At 68.3% G+C, this 10,612-nt stretch carries 9 protein-coding genes and 2 pseudogenes; 3 read left to right on the top strand and 8 right to left on the bottom strand.

The genetic code is table 11. The annotated features are described in order from the left end of the window. Positions 1-1,238 (top strand): annotated as a pseudogene (locus MXD62_RS22460) (ISL3 family transposase); the annotation flags it as partial. Positions 1,239-1,386: 148 nt separating this feature from the next. Here MXD62_RS22460 and MXD62_RS22455 read toward each other — a convergent pair. Together MXD62_RS22455 and MXD62_RS22450 are read right to left on the bottom strand one after the other, a co-directional pair. Next, a pseudogene (locus MXD62_RS22455) lies at positions 1,387-1,864 on the bottom strand (CoA ester lyase); the annotation flags it as partial. Continuing rightward, positions 1,798-2,295, bottom strand: a complete 498-nt coding sequence (locus MXD62_RS22450; protein WP_248831456.1) for a hypothetical protein — start codon at positions 2,293-2,295, stop codon at positions 1,798-1,800. The gene MXD62_RS22450 and the pseudogene MXD62_RS22455, both read right to left, overlap by 67 nt. A 295-nt stretch (positions 2,296-2,590) precedes the next feature. On the opposite strand from MXD62_RS22450, the gene MXD62_RS22445 reads away from it, so the two are divergent. Further along, positions 2,591-2,752, top strand: coding sequence for a hypothetical protein (locus tag MXD62_RS22445; RefSeq protein ID WP_248831454.1), 162 nt, complete (start codon positions 2,591-2,593; stop codon positions 2,750-2,752). Here the strand turns inward: MXD62_RS22445 and MXD62_RS22440 are convergent. The 5 genes from MXD62_RS22440 to MXD62_RS22420 form a co-directional block, all read right to left on the bottom strand. Then, positions 2,745-4,055: a dihydrolipoamide acetyltransferase family protein gene (locus tag MXD62_RS22440; RefSeq protein WP_248831453.1), complete on the bottom strand. Its 1,311-nt coding sequence runs from the start codon at positions 4,053-4,055 to the stop codon at positions 2,745-2,747. The genes MXD62_RS22445 and MXD62_RS22440 overlap by 8 nt on opposite strands. Before the next feature lie 39 nt (positions 4,056-4,094). Next, positions 4,095-5,084 carry an alpha-ketoacid dehydrogenase subunit beta gene (locus tag MXD62_RS22435; protein WP_248831452.1) on the bottom strand — a complete coding sequence of 330 codons (990 nt, stop codon included), beginning with the start codon at positions 5,082-5,084 and terminating at the stop codon, positions 4,095-4,097. A 37-nt stretch (positions 5,085-5,121) separates the two neighbouring features. Further along, entirely contained in the window at positions 5,122-6,189 is a 1,068-nt protein-coding gene (gene pdhA, locus MXD62_RS22430) for a pyruvate dehydrogenase (acetyl-transferring) E1 component subunit alpha (RefSeq protein ID WP_248831451.1), read from the bottom strand. A 15-nt stretch (positions 6,190-6,204) separates the two neighbouring features. After that, positions 6,205-7,662 (bottom strand): dihydrolipoyl dehydrogenase, encoded by a 1,458-nt coding sequence (lpdA, locus tag MXD62_RS22425; protein ID WP_248831450.1) that lies wholly within the window; start codon positions 7,660-7,662, stop codon positions 6,205-6,207. Positions 7,663-7,877: 215 nt separating this feature from the next. Beyond that, on the bottom strand, positions 7,878-9,140 hold the full coding sequence (locus MXD62_RS22420; protein WP_248831449.1) for a CdaR family transcriptional regulator: 1,263 nt from the start codon (positions 9,138-9,140) through the stop codon (positions 7,878-7,880). A 279-nt stretch (positions 9,141-9,419) separates the two neighbouring features. On the opposite strand from MXD62_RS22420, the gene MXD62_RS38860 reads away from it, so the two are divergent. Further along, positions 9,420-9,710, top strand: coding sequence for an IS3 family transposase (locus MXD62_RS38860; protein WP_251082124.1), 291 nt, complete (start codon positions 9,420-9,422; stop codon positions 9,708-9,710). Positions 9,711-9,725: 15 nt separating this feature from the next. Here the strand turns inward: MXD62_RS38860 and MXD62_RS22410 are convergent, their stop codons facing one another. Further along, positions 9,726-10,211, bottom strand: a complete 486-nt coding sequence (locus tag MXD62_RS22410; RefSeq protein WP_248831448.1) for a hypothetical protein — start codon at positions 10,209-10,211, stop codon at positions 9,726-9,728. Between the last annotated feature and the right edge of the window lie 401 nt (positions 10,212-10,612).

Here is a 10,612-nt window from a genome sequence, read left to right as displayed (position 1 = left end):
GAGCGTTACCAGCGGCGCACCGTCCGGCTGGCGGCCCAGGTCGGCGCGGTGGTCCGGGAACTCGCAGGCCGCGGCGGGGCCCGGGTCCTGGGCGCATTGTCGGTACGGCTGTCACGGGACACCGCGCTGCGCTGCCTGCTCCGTCTCCCCGTGCCGCCGTTGCAGGTCCCGCGGGTCTTGGGTGTGGATGACTTCGCGCTGCGCCGCCGTCACCGCTACGCCACGATCCTGATCGACATCGAGACCCGCCGCCGCGTCGACGTCCTGCCCGGTCGGGGCGCTGACGTCCTGGAGGCATGGCTGCGCGCTCATCCCGGCGTGCAGGTCGTCTGCCGGGATGGCTCGGGTGCCTACGCCGAGGGCGTCCGCCGTGTCCTGCCTGACGCCCGGCAGGTGGGAGACCGGTGGCATCTGTGGCATGGCCTCGCCGAGGCCGTCCGCCGGGAGGTCGCCGCGCACAGCGCCTGCTGGGCGAAAGCCGGTCCGCCGCCCACCGACGGACCTCGCGCCCAGACCACCCGGGAACGCTGGCACCAGGTCCACGACCTGCTCGACCAGGGCGTCAGCACGCTTGACTGCGCACGAAGGCTCAACCTCTCCCTCAACACCGTCAAGCGCTATGCCCGCGTCCCCGAGCCCGACCGGCTGATCCGCGCGCCGGCGTTCCGCCCGACGCTGGTCGACCCCTACCGCGACCACCTCAAGCGCCGCCGCGCCGAGGAACCCGCCGTCCCGGTCCTGCGCCTGTTCCACGAGATCAGAGAGCGCAGGGCTACACGGGCAGCCCCAACCTGCTCGTCCGCTACATCAACCAGGGCCGGCTCGACGGCGACCAGCCGGCGATGTCCCCACGCGCCCTGACCCGCCTGTTGCTCACCAGGCCCGCTGCCCTCACCGACACCCAGTGCGACCGGCTCGACCAGCTCACCGCCGCCTGCCCCGAGATGACCACCCTCGCGGACCTGGTCCGCGGCTTCGCCGCGCTACTCGCCCCCGCCGACGGCAACGACGACGTCCTCACTGTCTGGATCACCACCGCGCGGGCCGCCGACCTGCCTCACCTGCATGCCTACACCCGCGGCCTCGACCTCGACCGGCACGCCGTGAACAACGCCCTCACCCTGCCCTACAGCAACGGCGGCACCGAAGGCGTCAACACCAAGACCAAAAAGATCATGTGCCAGATGCACGGCCGAGCCGGCTTCCCACTCCTCCGCCACCGCATCCTGCTCGGTTAACGCACAGTCACCACCGGATGTGCGGCAGAGCCGCTACTTTTACAGGCCCTGCCGTTACGGTAGGAACCACCTCGCCCGGTGGGGCCCGCATCCCGGGGCTTGGGTGGCGGTCACCGGACGAGGTGGTCCGTCAGAGGGGAGCGAAAGATCACCTGGTGGGGGTTTCGAACGTGGCGGCGCGCCCCTTGCCGGCCATAACCTCGGCCATCTTCCGGCTCGCCTCGTCGATCATCTCGTCACCGAGCATGACTGCGTCACGCAGACCACCCTCAGCCGAAGTGTGCCACGCGTAGGCGTCTAGGATCAGCTCGGCGTGGTCGTAGTCCTCCTGCCGAGGCGTGTAGATCTCGTTCGACGCCTCGATCTAGCCCGGGTGAAGTACCCACTTTCCGTCGAACCCCAGCGCGACCGACCTCTTCGCCACGGCGCGGAACCTGTCCACGTCCCGGATCTGCAGGAACGGCCCGTCGATCGCCTGCAGGCCGCGCGCCCTCCAGAATCTTGAACAGGACGTAATGGAACGGGTCACCGTTATAGTCCGGGTTGAGCGCGCCCACCGTCAGCGACGGCATGTCCATCGACGCCATAAACTCGGCCGGGCCGAAGATGATCGGCTCGACCCCTGGGTGCCGCGTTGTTCATACGCAGCGGAAGCGTGAGCGGCCATGACCGCGTTGGCGGTTACATTGACTGCGGCACGGGCCATCTCGAGATCAATGTGGGTCTGTATGGCGTGGTGGTAGGTGTCGAGGTCAGCTTCGAGGGCACGCCATTCCCGTGACTCCGGGTCGATGGGAGGGGTGAATGATCCAAGGATCTGGACCAGATGTGAGAGCGAAATTAACTGGCCCATTCTGGCCACGAAGACGATCTTTTTTAGCGCCTGAGGAACGGGGTAGCTGCCGGCCGTCATGCCTGACGCATCCGTGGTCGAAGGTATCGTGGCGAAAGTGGCCATCGGTGTGGCCGACCGCTTGTGCTGGGTCTGAATCTGGTCGCTGTGCGAAGGCCAGGACGTGAGTGCTGAAGCTGGGTGGCTTCGGCGTTTGAAGGGCATATTAGATCCTCACCCGAATGTGCTGATCGGCATCTTGCCATCGAGGTGAAATTAATCTTCGTCGTCTATTTCCACCTAAGCCTCCCTGCTCGCCTGTTGAAGGAGCCGGATCACAACCGTCACGGCGGATGAGCTGGGTCACAAGCCTGACAGTGGGCATGGGTGGGCCGCACCACCCTTCCGGGTGGCCAATGCCCGACAATCGGGTAGTGGAGCCACCTCCTGGCCCTACCTGTCAACATGAGGTGAGACAGGTACCATCTTGTGGCCGGGGCGGGGTTGGGAGAAGAAGATCGTGTCGGTGTCGGTGACGGCCGGGCGGGGCTTGGTCGATGATGGCCGGGTGGGAGATCGTGAGGACGGCCCGATCGGTGCGTGGGGATCGATGCCCTCGGCGCTGCGGGACGCAGCGTCGGCGAGCTGGCTGCTGCGGTGCGGGCGGATCTCCCTCAGCTGACGATCCGGAGCGGGGTCTCGAGCACTCCTGCGAGGTCCCGGAGGAACCGGGCGCCGGTCGCGCCATCGATCGCCCGATGGTCCGCAGACAGCGTCAGCCGCAGGATCACGCGCGCCACCATCTCGCCGTCGACGATCCGCACCTCCTGGGTGGCGGTGCCTACCGCGAGGATCGCGGCCTCGGGCGGGTTGATGACGGCGGCGAACTGCTCGATGCCGAACATCCCGAGGTTGGAGATCGTGAAGGTGCCACCGCTCATGTCAGCGGGTCGCAGGCGGCCGGCGCGGGCGCGCTCGGCGAGCTCCCGGCCGACCGTGGCGATCTCAGACACCGGCCGCCGGTCGGCGTCGGTGATGACCGGCACCACCAGCCCCGATTCCACCGCAACTGCGACGCCCAGGTTGATCCGCCGGTGCCGGCGCAGGACGTCCCCGCCGAAGGACACGTTGACGGACGGATTAATGCGGATCGTCGTCGCGACGGCCTTGACGATGAGGTCATTGACGCTCAGCTTGGCTCCACCGGCTGCGGCCAGCGTCTCGTTGAGGGTCGCGCGGAAGGCCGTGAGTGCCGTGATGTCGACTGCGCGCGTGAGGTAGAAGTGCGGGGCCTGCTGCTTGCTCTCGGTCAGCCGCTTCGCGGCCACCCGCTGGATCCCGGACAGGGGGAGTTCGTCGACATCCGTCTCGGGCGCCGGTGACCGCGCGGCGTCGCGTGCCGTCGGGGTTCCGTTCGAAGCCGGGGGCGCCGGCTCGGGCAGGACGATGCCGTTGCTCGGTATGGTGTCGACCACGTGTTCCACATCGGCGCGGACGATCCGCCCCCCGGGGCCCGTGCCGACGATGTTGGCGAGGTCCACGCCCCGCTCGGCCGCAATCCTGCGGGCCAGCGGCGAGGAGCGGGGACGGTCCGCACGGCTGTCCCCCGCGCCGTCGGCGGGAGCGCTGGCGCCGTCAGTACCGCCTGTGGTGTCCGTCCGCCCGCAGGTGGTCGAGGCGGGTGCGGCCGGGCCGGGGGCGGTGTCCGACGCCGGACTGCCCGACGAGTCGGGGGACGACGCCGAGCCGGTCCCGTCGCCGATCACCGCGATGGGAGTGCCGATCGGCACTCGGCCGCCCTCATCGACGAGGATCCGTTCCAGGACGCCGTCGTCGTACGCCTCGAGCTCCATGATTGCCTTGTCGGTCTCGACCTCGACGAGTACCTCGCCACTGGTGATCTTGTCGCCGACCTGCTTGCGCCACAGCGCCACCACGCCGTCCTCCATCGTGTCGGACAGGCGGGGCATCGTGATCTCGGGCATGGCCCTTCCTCGGGTACTCGGCGTCGGTCGGCGGAGATGTCAGCGGCGGCCGACGGCGTGCAGGGTCTCGCGCGCCGCGGTGAGGACCGAGTCGACGGACGGCAGCGCGGCGTCCTCGAGCGACTTGGCGTAGGGGAGCGGCACCTCGGCCGCAGCGACGCGACGCACGGGCGCGTCGAGGTGGTCGAAGGCGCCATCGGAGATCGAGGCGGCGACCTCGGCCCCGATGCCGTAGGTGAGCCAGTCGTCCTCGGCGACGACAGCGCATCCGGTCCTGCGCACCGAGTGGACGAGTGTCTCGCGGTCCAGCGGGCGCAGCGACCGCAGGTCGACGACCTCGGCTGACACGCCCTCGGCTGCCAGTTTCTCGGCGGCCTCGAGGGCGACGGCCGCCATCCGGGAGTAGCCGATGAGGGTGATGTCGGTGCCCGGTCGGGTCACCGCGGCTCGGCCGATCTCCGCTGTCGGCAGATCCTCGGGCACCTCGCCCTTGACGTTGTAGAGCGCGAGGTTCTCGAGGAACAGCACGGGATCGTCGTCGCGGATCGCGGTTCGCAGCAGAGCCTTCGCGTCGGCCGGGGTGCTCGGGGCGACGACCTTCAGGCCCGGGACGAACGCGTAGTAAAGCTCGATGTTCTGCGAGTGCGTGGCGCCGAGCTGCTGGCCGCCGCCGCCCGGCGTGCGGATCACCATCGGAACGCTCGTCTGCCCGCCGAACATCCCGTAAATCTTCGCCGCATGGTTGACGATCTGGTCGATGGCGATGAGCGAGAAGTTGATCGTCATCAGCTCCACGACCGGGCGCAGTCCCAGCATCGCCGCCCCGATCGCGGCCCCGACGAAGCCCTCCTCCGAGATCGGGGTGTCCCGGACCCGCTTAGCCCCGAACTCGCCGAGCAGGCCTTCGGTGATCTTGTACGAACCCTCGAAGACGCCGATCTCCTCGCCGATCAGGAAGACGTCGTCGTCCCGCATGAGCTCCTCGCGCAACGTGCTGCGCAGGGCCTCGCGGTAGGAGAGGACGGGCATGGGTGCTCCTCGCGGTACGGGTGCGGCCTGGGTGGGGTCAGAAGACGGGGTCGGCGGGGAGCCGTCGTGCCACGCCGGCCACCGGGGTCGCGTAGGTGTGGTCGAACAGCGTCGAGACGTCCGGGTGCGGGCTCGTGGCGGCGAAGGCGACCGCATCATCCGCGGCGGCCCGTCCCTCGGCGACGACCGTGTCGAGCTCGGCCTCGTCGAAGACGCGCGCGGCGGCCAGAGCGGCGCGGAAGCGGACCAGCGGGTCGGCGTCCCGGGCGGCCGCGACGTCGTCCGCGGAGCGGTACCGGGCGGGGTCGACGACGGAGTGGCCCTTGAGTCGCTTGCTCACCGCCTCGAGCAGTGCCGGGCGGCCCTCGGTGCGGGCCCGCTCGACCAGCCTCGCCGTGGCCTCGTGCACGGCGAGCACGTCCACGCCGTCCACGCGTTCGCCGTGCATCCGGTAGGCCGAGGCCCGCTTGAACAGCTCCGGCTCGGCCGACGACCGGTCGACCGTCGTACCCATCCCGAGGTCGTTGTTGACCACCAGGAAGACGATCGGCAGGTTCCATAGGACGGCCAGATTGAGCGACTCGTGGAAGGCGCCGATGTTCGTGGTCCCATCACCCATCTGGCAGAGGACGACCTCATCGTCCCCGCGGTATGCGACGGCCAGGGCAGCGCCGGTGGCGAGCGGTAGTTGGCCGCCCACGATCCCGTATCCGCCCAGCAAGCGGGCCTCGGTGTCGAACATGTGCATCGAGCCGCCCCAGCCCTTCGAGGTTCCGGTCGTGCGGCCGTACAACTCGGCCATGACCCGGCCCGGGTCGATGCCCTTCGCGATCGCATAGCCGTGCTCGCGGTAGTTCGTGAAGAGGTAGTCAGTGGGGCGTAGTGCGGCCATCGCCCCGACCACGGTCGCCTCCTCGCCCAGGTTGAGGTGGCAGTACCCGCCGATCCTGGCCTGGGTGTAGCCCTGCGCCGCGCGCTCCTCGAAGCGGCGGATCAGTGCCATCTGGCGCAGATGTTGACGCAGCGTATCCGGGTCCTCGGAGGTGATCGGTGCGTGGTCGGCCGTCGTCGGTTCGTTCCGGCGGCGGGCGGTACGGGTGGCCATGAGGTCCCCTCCGGGTCAGCGGGTTCGTGGCGGGGTCGCGTGCACGGGCAGGCCAAGCGCGACGAGCGCGGCCTCCATGCCGATCTCGCCGAGCGTGGGGTGGGCGTGGACGGTCTCCGCGAGCTCATCGAGCGTCGCCTCGAGCGTCAGGGCTAGCGCGCCCTCCGTGATCAGGTCGCTAGCAGACGGACCGATTACGTGGACGCCCAGGATCTCGCCGTGAGCCGTACCGGCGACGATCTTCATGAAGCCCTCGGTACGGCCGAACGTACGAGAGCGACCCAGGCCTGCGAAGGGGAAGGTGGCGACGGTGACGTCCGTGCCTGCCTTCCGGGCGGCCGCCTCGGTCAGCCCGACGCTCGCGATCTCGGGGTGCGTGAAGGTCGCGGCGGGGACCACGCGGTAGTCCATGCGGCGGTCGTGCCCGGCGACCACGTCCGCCGCGACGAGGCCCTGGTGCGAGGCGACGTGGGCCAGCATGACCCGACCCGTGACGTCGCCGATCGCGAACACGTGCTCGACATCGGTCCGCATCCGGTCGTCGACCGTCACGAAACCCCGCCGGTCGGTGGTGACCCCGGCCGCGTCGAGCCCGAGGTCCCGGGTGTTGGGGACGCGACCCGCTCCCACCAGGACGACATCCGCCTCGATCGACCTGGGCTCCGGGCCGTCCACGACCACGCGCAGCGGTCCGGCCGCCTCAATGGCGGAGACGGTCGAACTGGTGAGCACACCGATCCCACGCGAGCGAAAGGAACGGGCCAGGGCGGCGCCAATCGCCGCGTCCTCGGCCGGGACCAGGGTCGGTTGCATCTCGACCACGGTGACGGCGGCTCCGAACTCGGCGAAGAGGGTGGCCCATTCGGCTCCCACAGCACTGCCGCCGACGATTACGACGCGCTCGGGCACCTCGGTCAGACCGAACGCACCGTCGGACGTGATCACACCCGGCAGGTCCGCGCCGGGCACCGGGAGCTCGGCGGGCCGCGAGCCTGTGGCGATGACGACATCGCGGGCACTGACAGATCGGGTGGCCGTCGTGCCCGTGGGGGGTGCGGCGTACAGGGGGCCCCCGGGCCCGAGCGGTGCGTCGCCGACCTCGAGGATCTCGACCGAGGTCGGACCCGTCATGCGGGCATGGCCGGCGATCGTGGTGACGCTGTTAGCGCGCAGGAGTCCCGCCACGCCGTCGGTCAGTCCCTTGACGATGTCGTCCTTACGGCGCCGGACGGCGTCGTAGTCGACGGTCGGCTCGCCCGTGCGCACCCCGAACTCGCTTGCCCGGCGGACCACGTCGAACACCTCAGCCGAGCGCAGCATCGCCTTGGTGGGGATGCAGCCCCAGTTCAGACACACGCCACCGGGGCGTTCCTTCTCCACCAACCCCACGGAGAGGCCGTGCTGGGCGGCCCTGATCGCGGTGACGTACCCACCGGGTCCGCCACCGAGGACGAGCAGATCGAAATCCGGCATGCCGGTGAACCCTTCGACGATGGTCACCGCAGGGGAAGACACACCGCCCGCAGTCAGGTCGAAGTATTCTTCATCCAGATCGCCGCGGCTATGCCGAGCTGCCCAGAGCTGGCGGTCGGCTGTTGTGCGCCACGCCCAAGCGCCGCCTCGCCCACCATCCGCCGACCCGCACGCCCGCCCGCTCCGGATCGCGGCGTCCCGCCAGCGGAGGAGCGTCAGGAAGCGGGCGGCTCGGAAAGCTCCAGGGCGCTCAGCGCGAGCGACAGCTCGACGAAGGTCCGCCGACCGTCGAGGCTCTGTCCGGTGAGGACAGCGACCCGGTGCAACCGGTTCAGCACGGTGTTGCGGTGACAGATGAGCCGTTCGGCGGCCACCGAGGCTGACCGGTCGGCCTCGAGCCAGGCGGTGAGGGTGTCCAGGAGGGGCTTGGCTTCCTTATCGGGGAGGGCGAGCACCGGGCCGAGCCGGGTGTCAACGAGCCGGCGGCACAACTCTGGGGAGCGGACGAGAAGTGATTCCGGAACACGTTCGTCGATGCTCGCAATGCCCGACGCGTTAATGGGCACTGTGCTCAGCGCCAAGGTGGCGAGCCTGTGGCCCAGGGCAACGGCGGCCAGGCCACCATCGACGTGTGCGGCGCCCGCACGCCCGCCAAGCGCTGCGCCCGCATCGGACGGCAGACTCGAGAAGGACGACGTCTCGGGCAGCGGGACGACCCCGACGACCGTGTCGGCCCGTTCATGCCAGATCGACCGGATGCGGTGAGCGTCCAGCACCATCTGCGCGCGCCCGGCAGGTGACCGCTGACCGGACAGGGCGGCAACCACGACCAGGTACCGCCCGCCGATGGGCAGGTTGAGCTCGCCAGCTGCCCGCTGCAGGAACGCCGCGTCGTCTGCACGGCCGGCGAGGAGGTCTTCGAACACCGCGTGGCGCCGTCGCCCGGCCCGGCGCACCTGGTCTCCCTGCATCTGCCGGTACGCCGTGGACAGCGACGAGGACATGCCATCGACGATGCTCCACAGCACCGTCGCCGCTGGGCCAATGACCTCCAAGCTTGCCCCGGTGCGCCGGGCCTCACGCAGCAAGCCCTCCCACACGACGCGCCCGCCCAGCCGAAAGGTCCGCAACATCACCTCCAGCGGGACGCCCTGCTCAGCCCGGGCGCGGCCGATGCCCACCGCCACCTCGTCGTCTGGTAGATCCGAGACCTCGCCCGCAACCCGTTCGAGGACTCGCCGTAGGTAGGCGCCGCAGCCCCAACGCAGATCATCCACCGACACCGCGTCGTAGGCTGCGGCCCAAGGCCGGTCGCCTGCGTGGACGGCGCCAACCAGATCGTCGGTCAGCGCATCCAGACCGGCTAGACACTCGATGGCGAGCAACCGTGTTGCCGAAGTGGGGGACGCAGGGTCGGAAGCGGGCTGAGCGGTCGAGGTCGTCGACGGTTTCGCCCCTTCATGCGGCTTGGCCAGCACAGCGTTAACCTCCTGCCCCGCCGCCACGATAGCCCCGTTCTCAGCACATGCCGCATCGCTGCTGGTCAGAGCGTTGCAATGGACGTCGCTATTGGTGATCGCCGCAGGTCAACGCAGGTGATGTGCGGAATGCGAGGCTAGCTAGGGGGCATCGCCTTTTGTTCGTCGGTTATCGGCGGTGTCGGGTAGGTAGAGCTCTGCGGCGAGGTCGAGCGCGGCCTCCGCTTAGAACGCGTCATGGAGCGATCCCGCTTCCGGGGACAGCGAACGTGAGGTTCACTGTGCATAGGGAAGGATCGTGACGGGATCAACTCGCCGGAAGTTCACCCAGGAGTACAATGCCGAAGCGGTACAGTAGTACTCGACGCGGGCCGCAGCCAGTTCGTCGCCTTCTGTCGCGACAACAACATCCGGAACTCCGTCGGCCGCACCGGGATCCGTTTCGGCGCCACCGCGGAATCGTTCTGGGCCACGCTCAAGAAGGAGTTAGTACACCTCCATCCGTTCGATACCCTCGTCCACGTCCACACAGAAGTCTTCGAGTACGTCGAGATCTACTACAACCGGTAGACGCTCCGCGATCGGCTACCTCATACCTGTCGAGTTCGAGGACGAATTCGATGAACAAAGCGTTCGTGTAGCATAGTTAAAACTGTCTACGAAATCGGGAACTTTCCGCATGACCGCGTTGGCGGTTACATTGACTGCGGCACGGGCCATCTCGAGATCAATGTGGGTCTGTATGGCGTGGTGGTAGGTGTCGAGGTCAGCTTCGAGGGCACGCCATTCCCGTGACTCCGGGTCGATGGGAGGGGTGAATGATCCAAGGATCTGGACCAGATGTGAGAGCGAAATTAACTGGCCCATTCTGGCCACGAAGACGATCTTTTTTAGCGCCTGAGGAACGGGGTAGCTGCCGGCCGTCATGCCTGACGCATCCGTGGTCGAAGGTATCGTGGCGAAAGTGGCCATCGGTGTGGCCGACCGCTTGTGCTGGGTCTGAATCTGGTCGCTGTGCGAAGGCCAGGACGTGAGTGCTGAAGCTGGGTGGCTTCGGCGTTTGAAGGGCATATTAGATCCTCACCCGAATGTGCTGATCGGCATCTTGCCATCGAGGTGAAATTAATCTTCGTCGTCTATTTCCACCTAAGCCTCCCTGCTCGCCTGTTGAAGGAGCCGGATCACAACCGTCACGGCGGATGAGCTGGGTCACAAGCCTGACAGTGGGCATGGGTGGGCCGCACCACCCTTCCGGGTGGCCAATGCCCGACAATCGGGTAGTGGAGCCACCTCCTGGGGGCCGGATAGTTGCGGCGGTAGTCGTTCCGGTCACCGGCTGCTCCCGGGTCTGACCTAAATCCGCCAGTAGCTGGTGATGTTGAGGGTTTGTAGATGGCTGGAACGTGAGCGGGTGCCTGCCGTGCAGGGAGAATCGGGGTTACCACACCAACCGATGGCTTCCTGACGAGAGG

Source organism: Frankia sp. Mgl5, assembly GCF_023242985.1.
Taxonomy (GTDB): Bacteria; Actinomycetota; Actinomycetes; order Frankiales; family Frankiaceae; genus Parafrankia; species Parafrankia soli.
This window is presented reverse-complemented; position numbering and strand designations above follow the sequence as displayed.

What these genes read in the sequence shown, in the direction of transcription:
- MXD62_RS22450 (WP_248831456.1), bottom strand. Translation starts at nt 2,295, where the DNA reads ATGCCCTTCAAACGCCGAAGCCACCCAGCTTCAGCACTCACGTCCTGG.
- MXD62_RS22435 (WP_248831452.1), bottom strand. Translation starts at nt 5,084, where the DNA reads ATGCCCGTCCTCTCCTACCGCGAGGCCCTGCGCAGCACGTTGCGCGAG.
- MXD62_RS22410 (WP_248831448.1), bottom strand. Translation starts at nt 10,211, where the DNA reads ATGCCCTTCAAACGCCGAAGCCACCCAGCTTCAGCACTCACGTCCTGG.
- pdhA (WP_248831451.1), bottom strand. Translation starts at nt 6,189, where the DNA reads ATGGCCACCCGTACCGCCCGCCGCCGGAACGAACCGACGACGGCCGAC.
- lpdA (WP_248831450.1), bottom strand. Translation starts at nt 7,662, where the DNA reads ATGCCGGATTTCGATCTGCTCGTCCTCGGTGGCGGACCCGGTGGGTAC.
- MXD62_RS22440 (WP_248831453.1), bottom strand. Translation starts at nt 4,055, where the DNA reads ATGCCCGAGATCACGATGCCCCGCCTGTCCGACACGATGGAGGACGGC.